Raw genomic sequence first — 14,699 nt, forward strand, 5'->3', positions numbered from 1 at the left:
CGGTCGACGGCCGGATCGCCCCGTGAAGGAATTGCTCGGCCACATCGGCGGCGACAGACCGTCCCTCGCGGCTTGCGATTAGGTCCAGTATTATGTCCATGGATGCCGCCCCCCCGGCGGCGGTAAAGACATTGCCGTCTATTTGGAACATTTCGGAGCTGACTTGCAGGTCCGGGTAAGCCGCAACGAGGGTTCCAGCGTTTCCCAGTGAACGGTGACCTTCCGCGCTTCCAGTACACCCGCTTGTGCCAGCAGGACGGTTCCGTTGCTGATCGCGCCGAACATGCGGTTCTGACGGCGAAGCCAGCGGATGTGGCTCAACAGCTTGGCCCCCGCGAAGTGCTCCAGTCCCAGACTGGCCACGATGATCGTCAGGTCCGCCTCGGGCAAGGCGTCGAGATCATGTGTGGCCTTGATCTCCAGCCCGTTGCTGGCGCTGACGGGGCCCTTTTGCGTACTCGTTACAACCCACCGATAGCGGTCTTCGCCGCACAGCCGGTTCACGCTTCTGAGGGGTTCGATCAGGGAGCTCAGGGCAAGCATCGAAAAGCCGGGTACGAGAAAGCAGGAAACGACGAAAGGCTGTTCGGTCGCTTTCAGATATGAAGCTTGAGGAGAATGCATCGCGTCGCGCTGCCTTCTTTTCTAACTTGCCGTAATGCCTTGCTTACCACCTTTTTTCTACCAAGGAGTCGCATTTTTTCCGGTGATGGCGAGACCCAAAGGCCAAAAATCAACCGTTTCAGTGAGTTTGCCGCCGGCGGCAAAGAGATTCTCGTGAATGTGCACTGTACCTGGTGTTAACTAAATTTAAGTTTTGAAGCTTAGGCGACTTGCGTTTCGGGTTACAGAACATCTCGATGTAGCCGAACACATCCTGTCTGTCGTTGTCGTGCGGTTTTTCTCGAAGAATGCAAAATTTACCAACTTGCAAATCCTCCGCTCCATTGCACACTATGCGACATGATGGACGAAGCTCCACGGCAGCTCCTGAAAAGAGAGGCTATTTACCTAGGAAAGCTGACATGTTCCCTGCGCCTTGCTTGAGACTGCAAAATTTACGACACGCCCACGAGTGGCATGACCCTGCCCTGCCCGGCGAGATTACGGTCGCGACGTCGCCGCCTGCCCATGCCTCGCTCCAGTTCATCGGAATCATCCGCACACCTCAAATGCAGCGCGAGGACTGCCCACGTCAGGACCGGCTGAAATACGGTGTCGACGCCGCCGCGGTGTCGAAAGGAGAGTGACGTGAGATATCTGCTTATTGTGATGATTTTGGTGGCGCTGCCGGTTCAGGCCCGCACGATCACCGACAGTGCCGGGCGCGTCGTGGAAATCCCCGAGGACGTGACCACCGTCTTCGCCGCCGGTCCACCGGCCGCCATCCTGCTTTACGTCATGAAGCCCGAGGCGATGACAGGCTGGCCCCGTGCCCTGCGCCCCGAGGAGCGCGCGTATATCGCCGCACCCTATCGCGACCTGCCCGAAACCGGCCGTCTGACCGGGCGCGGCGGCGAGGCGAACCTGGAGCGCGTGCTGCAGATCGCGCCCGACCTGATCCTCGATTTCGGCTCAGTCCGGGACACCTATATCGACCTCGCCGACCGGGTGCAGGACCAGACCGGCATCCCCTATATCCTGATCGACGGACGGTTCGAGAATACGCCAGAGGCACTACGCCTTCTGGGCGAGGCACTCGGCGTGCCGGAGCGCGGCAACGCCCTGGCCCAGGATGTCGAGGCGACGTTTGGCCGGATCGACGCCATTCTCGAGGACGTCCCGGAAGAGGACCGCCCTCGCGTCTATCTGGCCCGTGGTCCCGAGGGGCTGGAGACGGGCATGAAAGGGTCGATCAACACCGAGATCATCGAGCGCGCGGGCGGGCGCAACGTGGCCGACGACGGCGGCGCCACGCGCGGGCTGGTGCAGGCGTCGATGGAACAGGTGATCGTGGCCAACCCGGACACCATCGTGACGTGGGACCCACATTTCCATAGTACCGTCTTCGACGACCCGCTGTGGCAGGGGATCGACGCGGTCGATGATGGGCGCGTCTTTCTGTCGCCCACCGCCCCCTTCGGCTGGATCGACCGGCCGCCATCACTGAACCGGATGATGGGCCTGATATGGATGGCCGGATTGCTTTATCCTGACAGGTGGGAGCGCGATCTGCGCGCGGAGACCCGCGCCTTCTACGAACTCTATTATCATGTCGACCTGAGCGACGAAGAACTTGAAAGGCTGCTCGAATGGGCCGAGGGACGACCGCTGAACTGAGAGGCTCAAAACCCGGCCTGACCCTGGCCGGCGGCCTTGCCCTGTGCGTGGCCGCGCTGGCCTTCGGCGCGATCATGATAGGCCCCTATGGCCTGTCCCCGGGCCAGACGCTGGCAGCGTTGCTGGGCCAAGGCGACCGTCAGGCAGAGGTCGTCGTGTGGAACATCCGCCTGCCCCGCGTCGCGGCGACGATGCTGGTGGGCGCGGCACTGGCGGCGGCGGGGGCCAGCTACCAGGCGCTGTTTCGCAACCCGCTGGTGTCGCCGGATATCCTGGGCGTCTCGGCGGGTGCGGGCCTGGGCGCGGTTGCCGGTATCTTCCTTTCGCTGCCGGTCGCGGCGATCCAGGTGTCGGCCTTTGTCGGCGGCATGGCGGCGGTGGGCCTCGTGATGCTGGTTGCCTCCCTCGTGCGCAACACTGACCGCACGCTGACGCTGGTGCTGATCGGCGTGGTGATCGGCGCGCTGGCCGGGGCGGCGACGTCGCTGCTCAAGGTGACGGCCGACCCTTATGACCAGTTGCCGGCGATCACTTTCTGGCTTCTGGGCTCGCTGGCCGCGATCACCTCTGAAGACATCCGGCCCGCGCTGCCCATGGTGCTGACCGGCCTCATACCGCTGGTTCTGCTGCGGTGGCGGATCAATGTCCTCAGCCTGGGGGATGAGGAAGCGCGCGCGCTGGGGGTCGAGGCCGGGCGCACGCGGTTCCTGGTAATCACCTCCGCCACGCTGATCACCGCGAGCGTCACGGCGCTGGCGGGCGTGGTGGGCTGGGTCGGGCTGGTGATCCCGCATATCGCGCGGATGCTCGTCGGCCCCGGCTTTGGCCGGCTCCTGCCGGCCTCGGTGCTGATCGGCGCGGGCTATCTTCTGATCGTCGACACGGCCGCACGCACAATGGCGCAGGCCGAGGTGCCGCTGGGTATCCTGACCGCAGTGATCGGCGCGCCCTTCTTCGTCTGGCTGCTGGCCCAGGGCCGGCGGGGTTGGTCGTGATGCTGGAGGCGCGGGACCTTGCCATCGGATACGGAGACGCGCAGGTGGGCGCGGAACTGCGCCTGTCGGTTCAGGCCGGAGATATTCTATGCCTGCTTGGCCCTAACGGGTGCGGGAAAACCACGCTCTTCCGCACCTTGCTGGGGTTGCTACCGCCGCTGGCCGGTGAGGTCCGCTTAGGGGACACACCCGTCACCGCGCAGCGCCGCGCCGAGATTGCCCGGCGCATCGCCTATGTCCCGCAGGCTCATGCCCCGCCCTTCCCGTTCGAGGCGCTGGAGGTGGTCCTGATGGGGCGCACCGCGCGGCTGGGCCCGTTTGCCCAACCGGGCAAGGCGGATCGTGATGCCGCGCTGGACGCGATGGACCAGCTTGGGATCGGCGACCTTGAGGCGCGAGACTATTCGCGCCTGTCCGGCGGTCAGCGGCAGCTTGTGCTGATTGCGCGGGCGCTGGCGCAGGATACGCCGCTGATCGTGATGGACGAACCCACCGCAAGCCTCGACTTCGGGAACCAGGTGCAGGTGCTGGCGCGGATCGCAAGGCTGGCGCAGGGCGCGTCGTCCGAGCGGCGCGGAATCATCCTGTCGACCCATGACCCGAACCAGGCCTTTGCGCTCAATGCCCGCGTGCTGCTGATGCACCAGGGCCGGATCATCGCCGACGGCACGGCCAGCGAGGTGCTGACCGCGCACAACCTGAGCACGGTTTACGGTATTCCCGTGACCATTGAGACCACCGGGTCAGGCCGAAAGGTCTGCCTGCCGTCCCTTCACCTTCAGTCGGACCCGACGATCACGTCCGACGCCTTGACGATTGCGTAGGCCGTCTTGCCGACCTCCAGCCCCAACTCCTCGACCGACGCATTGGTGATCATCGCCGTCACGGTGGTGCCGCCGCCCAGGTCGATCAGCACGGTGGCGTTGACCGCACCCTTGTCGATGGCGGTCACGGTTCCGGGCATCTTGTTGCGTGCGCTGAGTTTCATGGCGGGTGTCTCCTGTCATTGTGAATTTCGTGCTGACGATATGAAGCACGGCCCCGATTTCAACAACCCCGCGCGGATTGCGCGACGCCGTCGGGACCGGGAGCAGTTGCGATGAGCCCGCGCGCGTCAGAACGGTTCCGCTTTGACCTGCGCGAAGTGAACGGGGCCCTGGGGGACCTGGGGACGCTGCTGCCGCTGACCATCGGGGCCATCGCCCTTGTGGGGCTGTCGGCGACACAGGTACTGCTGGGCTTCGGCCTGTTCTACATCGTCACCGGCCTGATCTACCGCCTGCCGGTTCCGGTCCAGCCGATGAAGGCCATCGTTGCCGTGGCGCTGGTGGCCGAGATCTCGCCCGCCTCCATCGCGCTGAGCGGAGTTCTGATCGGCGCGGCGCTGCTCTTGCTGGGGGGAACGGGCGTCATAGACCGGATCGCGCGGCTGGTGCCGCAATCGGTGCTGACCGGGCTTCAGCTGGGGCTGGGCCTGGCGCTGGCCTGGATATCGCTCGGACTGATGGCCGGGCAGCCGCTGATCGGGCTGCTGTCGCTGGGGCTTGCGGCTGCGGCGTTGCGGCTGGGGACACACGCGGCACTCATGACGCTGGGTTTCGGCGTGGCGGCAGGCCATTTCGTCGGCCACGAGGCCCTGCCCGATCTGTCGGGTGCTGCGGCTCTGGGCTGGCTGGCGCCGGTTCCAGGCCTTGAGGATATGCGGATCGCCATTGCCGACCTCGCCCTGCCGCAACTTGCCCTGACCCTGACCAACGCCGTTTTCCTGACCGCACTCGTGGCGCAGGACAGTTACGGCGCGCGCGCCGCGCGAGTGACGCCCAAGCGCCTGTGCCTGACCTCGGGTGCCGCCAACCTGGCCCTGGCCTCGTTCGGAGCTTTGCCGATGTGCCACGGGGCCGGCGGCGTGGCCGCGCATCACCGTTTCGGCGCACGCAGCGGGGGCGCGCCGGTGATGCTGGGGGCCGCGCTTCTGGCGGTGGCGCTGCTGCCGCAAGACCTGCGGCACATGGCGTTGCTGGCGATCCCGTCCGCAACCCTGGGGGCCTTGTTGCTGATTGCCGCGATGGAATTGGCCGCCAATCGCCGGCTTTTCGATGCCAGACCCTCTTGCAGGCCCGTCATCGCGATCACCGCCCTTGCGACGCTTCTGGGCAACCCGCTGATCGGTCTGATCCTGGGCACGCTGGCCGAGGCGGTCCGGAAGGCCGTTCTCACCCGCCTGTGGGCCCAAAAAGCGGAAGAACCGGAATGACGAAGCCACTGCGTCGGGCCCCGGTTTCGAGAAAGCCGCGTCCGGGAAAAGACAAATCATTCACGAAATCTATCAGGACAGCCGGTTTCGATTGGGTTCACCCATATGATTGACAAGCTCGAAATGTTCATCGCCGTGGCAAAGGAGGGCCATTTCGGTCGCGCGGCCTCCGGTCTGGGCATCACCCAGCCGACCCTGTCGAACGGGATCAAGACGCTGGAAGAACAGCTTGGCGTGCAGCTGATCTTTCGCGGCTCGCGCTTTGGCGGGCTGACGCCGGAAGGCCAGACCGCGCTTGACTGGGCCAGGAAGATCGTCGGCGACACCCGGCAATTGCGCGAGGAGATGCGCGTCAAGCGGCATGGCCTGTCGGGGCAGTTGCGCATCGCCGTCATTCCGACGGCCCTGACGGTGGCGGTGCGGCTGTGCCAGCGCTTCAACGCCAAGCATCCGAAAGTGCATTTCACCATACTGTCGCGAACCTCGGTCGAGATCATGTCGATGCTCGACAACCTGGAGGTGGACGCGGGCATTTCCTATCTCGACAACGAACCGATGGGGCGCGTCAGCACCGAGCCGCTCTATGAGGAACGCTACATGCTCGTGTGCACGAACGATTCCCCCCTTCGCGAATCGGCACGACGTGGCGTGGGAGGAGTTGTCCGGCGAAAAGCTCTGCCTGCTGACCCCGGACATGCAGAACCGGCGAATCATCAACCGTAATTTCTCGGCGGCCAACGTCACACCGGACACCTGTACCGAATCGAATTCGACGATCGTCTTGGTGGCGAATGTCGAATCCGGCGGCTACCTGACAGTGCTTCCCGAGGAACTGGCACGCTTCCTCGTGGCCGGAAAGGCCCTGACCGTCGTGCCGCTGACGGGCCGCGAGCCGTCTCACGCGGTCGGACTCGTGGCCCCGTACCGAGAGCCCCATACCCCGGTTCTGGACGCCCTTTTGCGGACCACAAGGAAACTGTCGAAAGCGGATTGATAGCCGATCCCTATCGGTCGACCGATCTGCGATATTGTTGTCGGCCCGCACCTTCTGTCTGCTTGGCGCAACAGCATACAGGAGGTCAGCCCTTGCCAACAGCCGCCCCCACCCCCACCGAAGACGAGATCGCCGCGCTTATCGACGCGAATGCCGGACTGGAAGGTCCGTTGCTGCCGATACTGCACGCGCTGCAGGAAAATTTCGGGCACATCCCGCAGCCGGCCATGCAGATGATCGCGGATCGGCTCAACATCACCAAGGCGGAATTGTATGGTGTCATCAGCTTCTACCACGACTTCCGCAAAGCCCCTGCCGGGCGGCATGTTCTGAAGATCTGCCGCGCCGAGGCCTGCCAGGCGATGGGCGGCAACGCACTGGCCGAAGAGACACTGGCAAAGCTGGGACTGGACTGGCACGGCACCACGACCAACGGCGCCGTCACGGTCGAGCCGGTCTATTGCCTTGGCCTTTGTGCCTGCGCTCCGGCCGCGATGCTGGACGATCGCTGCCTGGGCAGGGTGGACCGCAGCCGCATGGACGCGCTGCTGGCGGAGGCGGGCGCATGAAGATCTTTGTTCCCATGGACAGTGCTGCCAAGGCGCTTGGCGCTGACGCGGTGGTCGCGGCGCTGAAAAAGGCCGCCCCCGAGGCGCAGATCATCCGCACCGGCACCCGTGGCATGATCTGGCTGGAACCGCTTGTCGAGGTCGAGATCGACGGGGTTCGCCACGGCTTTGGCCCCGCAACGCCGGACGACGCGGCAGCCATTCTCGATGGCAGCAGCGCCAAGGCGCTTGGCCCGGTCGACAATCTCGACTGGATGAAGCGCCAGACCCGGCTGACCTTTGCCCGCGTCGGCGTGATCGACCCGCTGTCGCTGGATGCCTACGAGGCGCATGGCGGCCTTGCCGGGCTGAAACGTGCCCTTTCCATGACCGGCCAGCAGATCGTGGACGAGGTCAAGACCTCCGGCCTGCGTGGCCGTGGTGGCGCGGGCTTCCCGACGGGGATCAAATGGCAGACCGTGCACGACGCCGAGGCGCCGCAGAAATACATCGTCTGCAATGCCGACGAGGGCGACAGCGGCACCTTCGCCGATCGCATGATCATGGAGGGCGACCCCTTCACCCTGATCGAGGGCATGACCATCGCCGGTCTGGGTGTCGGGGCCACCAAGGGGTATGTCTATCTGCGCTCAGAATACCCCGATGCCATCGCGGTGATGACCCGCGCGGTCGAGATCGCCCGCGCCGAGGGCGTCCTCGGCGAGAATATCCTCGGGTCGCCCCACAAATTCGACATGGAAATCCGCAAGGGCGCAGGCGCCTATGTCTGCGGCGAGGAAACCTCGCTGCTGAACTCGCTCGAAGGCAAGCGCGGCGTCGTCCGCGCCAAGCCGCCGCTTCCGGCGCTCGAAGGGTTCCTGGGCCGGCCCACCGTGGTCAACAACGTCATCAGCCTGGCCACCGTGCCGGTGATCTTCGAGAAAGGCGCCGAGCATCACGCCAGCTTCGGGATCGGCAAATCGCGCGGCACCATCACGCTTCAGATCGCGGGCAACGTCGCGCGCGGCGGCCTGTTCGAGACCGGATTCGGCGTGACTTTGGGCGAGGTGATCGACGATCTTGCCGGCGGCACCGCTACCGGCCGCCCGTTCAAGGCGGTGCAGGTCGGCGGGCCGCTGGGGGCCTACATGCCGCGGTCGAAATTCGACGCGCCCATGGGATACGAGGGAATTCGGCGCCGAAGGCGGGCTCATTGGCCATGCCGGGCTGGTGGTGTTCGACGACACCGCCGACATGCTGGGCATGGCGCGCTTCGCGATGGAATTCTGCGCCGTGGAAAGCTGCGGCAAGTGTACCCCTGTCGCATCGGCGCGGTGCGCGGGGTGGAAACCATCGACCGCATCGCGCGCGGCGACGCCGACGCCGTGACCATCCTCACCGACCTCTGCGAGACCATGACCGACGGATCGCTGTGCGCACTGGGCGGCTTCACGCCCTATCCGGTCATGTCCGCGCTCACCCACTTTCCCGACGAGTTCTCGACCACGAAGGAGGCCGCAGAATGAAAGACCTGATCATTCCCGACGACCGCGACATGGGCACACCCGCCAAGACGGGCGAGCCCGTGACCCTGACCATCGACGGCTTCGAGGTGACCGTGCCCGAAGGCACCAGCGTGATGCGCGCGGCGGCCGAGGCGGGCATCCAGGTGCCCAAGCTTTGCGCCACCGACAGCCTTGACGCGTTCGGTTCCTGCCGCCTCTGCGTCGTGGAGATCGAAGGCCGGCGCGGCACACCCGCGTCCTGCACCACGCCGGTTGCCCCCGGCATGGCCGTGCACACGCAGTCGAAGAAAGTGCGCAAGATCCGCACCGGGGTGATGGAGCTTTATATCTCCGACCACCCGCTGGATTGCCTGACCTGCTCGGCCAATGGCGATTGCGAGTTGCAGGACATGGCCGGCGCCGTGGGCCTGCGCGACCAGCGATACGAGGCCGGGCGCAACCACTACGACGCCAAGGGCGGCACGCTGGCGCAGGGCGACATCCGGGCCCGTGCCCCCGAGGGCGACAAGGGCAATCCCGAGTACATCCCCGCGGACACCTCGAACCCCTATTTCAGCTATGATCCCAGCAAGTGCATCGTCTGCAACCGCTGTGTGCGCGCCTGCGAAGAGGTGCAGGGCACCTTTGCCCTGACGATCGAGGGGCGCGGCTTCGAGTCCCGTGTCAGCGCGGGCACCGCCGAGGACGATTTCCTCGCCTCGGATTGCGTCAGCTGCGGCGCCTGCGTGCAGGCCTGCCCCACCGCGACGCTGCAGGAAAAATCCGTGATCGAGATGGGCACGCCCGACCGCTCGGTCGTGACCACCTGCGCCTATTGCGGCGTCGGCTGTTCCTTCAAGGCCGAGATGCAGGGCGACGAACTGGTCCGCATGGTGCCCTACAAGCACGGCAAGGCGAACCGGGGCCATTCCTGCGTCAAGGGGCGCTTTGCCTATGGCTACGCCCATCACAGCGACCGCATCCTGAACCCGATGATCCGCGACCGGGTGGACGAGCCTTGGCGCGAGGTCAGCTGGGACGAGGCGCTGGACTTTGCCGCGTCGAAAATGCTGGGGCTGCAGGAAACCTACGGCAAGAAATCCATCGGCGTCATCACCTCCAGCCGCTGCACCAACGAGGAAACTTACCTGGTGCAGAAACTGGCGCGCTCGGTCTTCGGCAACAACAACACCGATACCTGCGCCCGCGTCTGCCACTCGCCCACCGGCTACGGGCTGGGCCAGACCTTCGGCACCTCCGCCGGAACGCAGGATTTCGACAGCGTCGAAGACACCGACGTGATCATCGTCATTGGCGCCAACCCTACCGACGGTCACCCCGTATTTGCCAGCCGCATGAAAAAGCGCCTGCGCCAGGGGGCCAGACTGATCGTGATCGACCCACGCCGGATCGACCTGGTGAAGTCGGCCCATATCGAGGCGGCGCATCACCTGCCGCTGCGCCCGGGCACCAACGTTGCCGTGGTCACGGCGCTGGCGCATGTGATCGTGACCGAAGGGCTGATGGACGAGGACTTCATCCGCAGCCGCTGCGACTGGGAGGAATTCCAGGAATACGCCGCCTTCGTTTCGGACCCGCGCCACAGCCCCGAGGCGACCGCGCTGCTGACCGGCGTCGATCCGGCAGAACTGCGGGCCGCTGCGCATCTTTATGCCACCGGCGGCAACGGCTCGATCTATTACGGCTTGGGCGTGACCGAGCACAGCCAGGGCTCGACCACCGTCATGGGCATCGCCAACCTCGCCATGCTGACCGGCAACCTTGGCCGGCGCGGAGTGGGCGTGAACCCCTTGCGCGGACAGAACAACGTGCAGGGCGCCTGCGACATGGGCTCGTTCCCGCACGAACTGCCGGGCTATCGCCACGTCAAGAACGCCGACGTGCGCGAGATGTTCGAGGCGCTCTGGGGCACCGAGATCGACCCCGAGCCGGGCCTGCGTATCCCCAACATGCTGGACTGCGCGGTCGACGGCACCTTCAAGGGCCTATACTGCCAGGGCGAGGACATCCTGCAATCGGACCCCGACACCAAGCATGTCGCGGCGGGCCTTGCGGCGATGGAATGCGTCATCGTGCATGACCTCTTCCTGAACGAGACGGCCAACTACGCGCATGTCTTCCTGCCCGGTTCATCTTTCCTGGAAAAGGAAGGCACCTTCACCAATGCCGAGCGCCGCATCAACCGTGTGCGCGAGGTGATGAAGCCGCTGAACGGCTATGCCGACTGGGAGGTGACGCAACTGCTGGCCAACGCGATGCTGAAGAAATCCGGGCGTGCGGAATGGACCTATACCCATCCCGCGCGCATCATGGAGGAGATCGCGGCCACCACGCCCTCTTTCGCCGGGGTGGACTATGCCCTGCTGGAAACCAGGGGAAGCGTGCAATGGCCCTGCAACGAGGAGCACCCCGAGGGCACGCCGCTGATGCACGTGGACAGCTTCATGCGCGGCAAGGGCAAGTTCATCATCACCGAGTACGTGGCGACCGACGAAAGGACCGGCCCCCGCTTCCCGCTGTTGCTGACCACCGGGCGCATCCTGTCGCAATACAACGTGGGCGCCCAGACACGGCGCACGGACAACACCATCTGGCACGAGGCCGACGTGCTGGAAATCCACCCCCACGACGCCGAGAACCGGGGCGTGAGCGAAGGCGACTGGGTCAAGCTGGCCAGCCGCTCGGGCGAGACGGCGCTGCGCGCCAAGATCACCGACAGGGTCAGCCCCGGCGTGGTCTACACCACGTTTCACCACCCCGACACGCAGGCCAATGTCATCACCACGGATTTCTCGGACTGGGCCACGAATTGCCCCGAGTTCAAGGTGACGGCGGTGCAGGTCAGCCCCTCCAACGGGCCGACCGACTGGCAGGAGGACTACGCGGCGCAGGCAGCGCAGGCCCGCCGCATCCTTCCGGCGGCGGAATGATGGGTTTGGGTTTTTCTCCCTGCCAAAGCCGCTCGGGCCTGTCCGTTCAGGCAGAAGGCGCGCGCATGGTCAGCCGCGCCCTTCCCGAAGAACTGCCGGTGGCACTGGTCTTCGACGGCTCGACCCAGGCGGTGATGATGGCCACACCCGGCGATATCGAGGATTTCGCCCATGGCTTCGCCGTGACCGAGGGGATCGTGACCGACCCCGCCCAGATCGAAAGCTTCGAGATCGCGGAACACGACCGGGGCATCGAGGCCCGGTTCTGGCTGCGCGCCGACCGCCGTGAGGCGCTGGCGGCACGCCGTCGTTTCATGGCCGGTCCGGTGGGCTGCGGGCTGTGTGGAATCGACTCGCTGGATCAGGCGGTGCGCGACGTGCCAAGCGTGGCTCAGGTTGGCCCGAATTTCAGCCGCGACGACATCGCCCATGCCGCCGACGCTCTGTCCAATATCCAGCCCCTGCACCGCCGCACCCGCGCGACCCATGCGGCGGGCTTCGTCCTGCCGGGCAAGCGCGTCGTCATGGCGCGCGAGGATGTCGGCCGCCACAACGCGCTCGACAAGCTGATCGGTGCGCTCTGGCGGGCGGGGCGCGACCCGGCGGCGGGCGCTTTCGTCATGACCAGCCGCCTTTCGGTCGAGCTGGTGCAGAAATGCGCCATGGCCGGCTGCGGCACGCTGATCGCCGTCTCCGCCCCCACGGCCCATGCCCTGCGCCTCGCCGACAAGGCGGGCATCACGCTGGCCGCCTTTGCCCGCGGCGGCGGTTTCGATCTCTATTCCAACCCGCACCGCATTTCCCACGAGGTTCCCGATGTCGCCTGAGAAACTGGTCATGATGGCCAACCAGATCGCCACGTTCTTCAAATCCCAGCCCGGCAACGACCAGGCCGAGCGCGTCGCGAACCACCTGCAGGATTTCTGGGACCCCAGAATGCGTCGCCAATTCTGCGAGTACGTGGAGAATGGTGGCGAGAACGTCGACGATACAGCGAGAAGGGCGGCCCGTCTGATCAGTTGAATCGATCTGAAATTTTCTCACTTGCCTCGCACGAAAAGCACGGCGGTATACGCTGAAAAGTTTTGGCGCAGCTAGCTACCCCGGCTGTCGAATTTCTACGTGTCGGTCGTCAGATGAGCATGCTTTTTTGAGCAAACGGTTTTAGAGCATCAGGTCAGCGACCGCCTCCTTTAGCGCGCCGAAAACCGAATAGCCCCGTTCGAATAGTTATTCCTGTCTACCTGTCACTCGGGCGGCCAAGATCCACGACTGCTGCTGAAACTGCTAAAAACGCAGCTTCGAGCTTGTACCAAAGCCTTTTTGGGGGACGTCAGTTTGTCGTCTGTCGACATTGCACCTTGACTTCCAACCGACCCGCCGATGAACTTTGGAGATGCCAGACGCCTCTGGAACGGAGGCATATGTAAACGTAGCACGCTCCGACAGACCGGGGACCGGCACGCGGCGTGCGACGAAAAAAATCGCGTGGGATCGGCGGGAACTGACGTTCGTTTGGAAACCCGGTTTGATGATCATCGCGCAAATCAACAGGGAGACTTAGATGAAGAAGACACTGACAGCCTCGATTCTGTACCTCGGGCTCGCGCTGCCGACTGGCGCGCAGGACGCCGGCGGGCGGCTTGACATCGTAGTGCAACCCGAACCGCCCAGCCTGATGCTGGGCCTTGTGCAGAACGGGCCGACACAGCTTGTCGCTGGCGACATTTACGAAAGCCTCCTGCGCTATGACACGGACTTGAACCCCATGCCGTCACTGGCAAAGTCGTGGGAGATCTCCGACGATGCGCTGACCTACACGTTCACGCTCCAAGACGGCGTCACCTGGCACGATGGAGAACCTTTCACCTCCGAGGATGTGGTGTTTTCGGTCGACAAGTTCCTGCGCGAAACCCATGCGCGCCTTCGGGTCAGCCTGGAACATGTCGAATCCATCACCGCCCCGGACGATCACACGGTGGTGTTCAAGCTGAAAAATCCCTTCGGTCCGTTCATCGGCGTCTTCGAGGCGGGAACCATGCCGATGATCCCCAAGCATATCTACGAGGGGACAGACTTCGCAAACAACGAGGCCAACAACACGCCGATCGGCACAGGCCCCTACAAGTTTAATGAATGGGAGAAGGGCAGCTACATCCACCTTGTGAAGAACGAGGATTACTATCTGGACGGGCAGCCCTATCTGGACGAGGTGTACTACCGCGTCATTCCCGATGCTGCCTCGCGCGCAGTGGCGTTCGAGAATGGCGAAGTCGACGTGCTGCCCGGTGGCTCTGTCGAGAACTGGGACGTCAAGCGACTGACCGAGATGGAAGGCGTCTGTTCCACCGGCAAGGGGTGGGAGTATTTCGCGCCCCATGCGATGGCGTGGATGAACAACCGCGAAGGCGCCACGGCGAACAAGGATTTCCGTAAGGCTGTCATGTACGCCATGGACCGAGAATTCGTGAAGGATGTGATCTGGAACGGGTTCGGGACGGTCGCCACCAGCCCTGTGTCGTCGAAGACGAACTTCTACACCGATGACACGATCATGTACGACCATGACCCGGACAAGGCGCGAGAGCATCTGGAGGCCGCGGGCTATGCTGGGGAAACCGTGCGCATCCTGCCCTTGCCTTACGGCGAGACATGGCAGCGCTGGGCCGAGGCGATGAAGCAGAACCTCGAAGAGGTGGGCGTCGATGTCGAAGTGGTGGCCACGGACGTCGCCGGCTGGAACCAGAAACAGGCGGAGTGGGATTTCGATATCGCCTTCACCTATCTCTACCAGTACGGCGATCCGGCATTGGGTGTTGCGCGCAGCTACCTGTCGTCCAACATCGCCAAGGGCAGCCCGTGGAACAACGTCGCCGGCTATGAGAATGCGGAGGTGGACGAGATGTTCGCCGAGGCCGCCACCGCGGCGACCCCGGAAGAGCGTCAGGAGATCTATACCGACGTCCAGAAGCAACTGGTCGACGACGTGCCGGTAGCATGGCTGCTGGAGATCGAGTTCCCGACGATCTATCGCTGTGACGTGCAGGACCTCGTGACCACCGCCATAGGTGTCAACGACGGACTGCGCGACGCCTGGGTCGAGCAATAGCCTCCGGGCAATTCGAAGGGCTGGCCCGACGTGACCCGGGCCAGCCCTTTTTCGGCCACTAGA

At 64.5% G+C, this 14,699-nt stretch carries 12 protein-coding genes and 2 pseudogenes; 12 read left to right on the forward strand and 2 right to left on the reverse strand.

The window, feature by feature from the left end; all coding sequences use genetic code 11:
- Positions 1–138: 138 nt before the first annotated feature.
- Positions 139–543 (reverse strand): AraC family transcriptional regulator, encoded by a 405-nt coding sequence (locus ACSQ76_RS17755; RefSeq protein ID WP_437157594.1) that lies wholly within the window; start codon positions 541–543, stop codon positions 139–141.
- A gap of 482 nt (positions 544–1,025) precedes the next feature.
- On the opposite strand from ACSQ76_RS17755, the gene ACSQ76_RS17760 reads away from it, so the two are divergent.
- The 4 genes from ACSQ76_RS17760 to ACSQ76_RS17775 are packed head-to-tail and all read left to right on the forward strand — an operon-like array spanning position 1,026 to position 4,099.
- Positions 1,026–1,250 carry a hypothetical protein gene (locus ACSQ76_RS17760; protein ID WP_437157595.1) on the forward strand — a complete coding sequence of 75 codons (225 nt, stop codon included), beginning with the start codon at positions 1,026–1,028 and terminating at the stop codon, positions 1,248–1,250.
- 1 nt (position 1,251) lies between these two features.
- On the forward strand, positions 1,252–2,280 hold the full coding sequence (locus ACSQ76_RS17765; protein ID WP_437157596.1) for an iron ABC transporter substrate-binding protein: 1,029 nt from the start codon (positions 1,252–1,254) through the stop codon (positions 2,278–2,280).
- A complete protein-coding gene (locus tag ACSQ76_RS17770) occupies positions 2,253–3,275 on the forward strand; it encodes a FecCD family ABC transporter permease (protein ID WP_437157597.1) in 1,023 nt (340 codons plus the stop codon). Before ACSQ76_RS17765 ends, ACSQ76_RS17770 begins: the two co-directional genes overlap by 28 nt.
- Positions 3,275–4,099, forward strand: a complete 825-nt coding sequence (locus tag ACSQ76_RS17775) for an ABC transporter ATP-binding protein (protein ID WP_437158230.1) — start codon at positions 3,275–3,277, stop codon at positions 4,097–4,099. The genes ACSQ76_RS17770 and ACSQ76_RS17775 overlap by 1 nt, the downstream gene beginning before the upstream one ends.
- Here ACSQ76_RS17775 and ACSQ76_RS17780 read toward each other — a convergent pair.
- Positions 4,054–4,263, reverse strand: coding sequence for a TOBE domain-containing protein (locus ACSQ76_RS17780; protein WP_437157598.1), 210 nt, complete (start codon positions 4,261–4,263; stop codon positions 4,054–4,056). The genes ACSQ76_RS17775 and ACSQ76_RS17780 overlap by 46 nt on opposite strands.
- Positions 4,264–4,374: 111 nt before the next feature.
- On the opposite strand from ACSQ76_RS17780, the gene ACSQ76_RS17785 reads away from it, so the two are divergent.
- The 8 genes and pseudogenes from ACSQ76_RS17785 to ACSQ76_RS17820 all read left to right on the forward strand — a co-directional run bounded on the left by ACSQ76_RS17785 (position 4,375) and on the right by ACSQ76_RS17820 (position 14,636).
- Positions 4,375–5,529 (forward strand): putative sulfate/molybdate transporter, encoded by a 1,155-nt coding sequence (locus ACSQ76_RS17785; RefSeq protein WP_437157599.1) that lies wholly within the window; start codon positions 4,375–4,377, stop codon positions 5,527–5,529.
- A gap of 105 nt (positions 5,530–5,634) precedes the next feature.
- Positions 5,635–6,523, forward strand: a pseudogene (locus ACSQ76_RS17790) (LysR family transcriptional regulator).
- Positions 6,524–6,615: 92 nt separating this feature from the next.
- Entirely contained in the window at positions 6,616–7,092 is a 477-nt protein-coding gene (locus ACSQ76_RS17795) for a formate dehydrogenase subunit gamma (RefSeq protein ID WP_437157600.1), read from the forward strand.
- Positions 7,089–8,597, forward strand: a pseudogene (locus ACSQ76_RS17800) (NADH-ubiquinone oxidoreductase-F iron-sulfur binding region domain-containing protein). Before ACSQ76_RS17795 ends, ACSQ76_RS17800 begins: the two are co-directional and overlap by 4 nt.
- Positions 8,594–11,527 (forward strand): formate dehydrogenase subunit alpha, encoded by a 2,934-nt coding sequence (fdhF, locus tag ACSQ76_RS17805; protein WP_437157601.1) that lies wholly within the window; start codon positions 8,594–8,596, stop codon positions 11,525–11,527. The pseudogene ACSQ76_RS17800 and the gene fdhF overlap by 4 nt, the downstream one beginning before the upstream one ends.
- Positions 11,524–12,354, forward strand: coding sequence for a formate dehydrogenase accessory sulfurtransferase FdhD (fdhD, locus tag ACSQ76_RS17810; protein ID WP_437157602.1), 831 nt, complete (start codon positions 11,524–11,526; stop codon positions 12,352–12,354). Before fdhF ends, fdhD begins: the two co-directional genes overlap by 4 nt.
- Positions 12,344–12,550, forward strand: coding sequence for a formate dehydrogenase subunit delta (locus ACSQ76_RS17815; RefSeq protein WP_306130044.1), 207 nt, complete (start codon positions 12,344–12,346; stop codon positions 12,548–12,550). The genes fdhD and ACSQ76_RS17815 overlap by 11 nt, the downstream gene beginning before the upstream one ends.
- A gap of 541 nt (positions 12,551–13,091) precedes the next feature.
- Positions 13,092–14,636, forward strand: coding sequence for an ABC transporter substrate-binding protein (locus tag ACSQ76_RS17820; RefSeq protein ID WP_437157603.1), 1,545 nt, complete (start codon positions 13,092–13,094; stop codon positions 14,634–14,636).
- Positions 14,637–14,699 lie beyond the last annotated feature (63 nt).

The organism is Roseovarius sp. B08 (assembly GCF_051417955.1).
GTDB lineage: Bacteria > Pseudomonadota > Alphaproteobacteria > Rhodobacterales > Rhodobacteraceae > Roseovarius.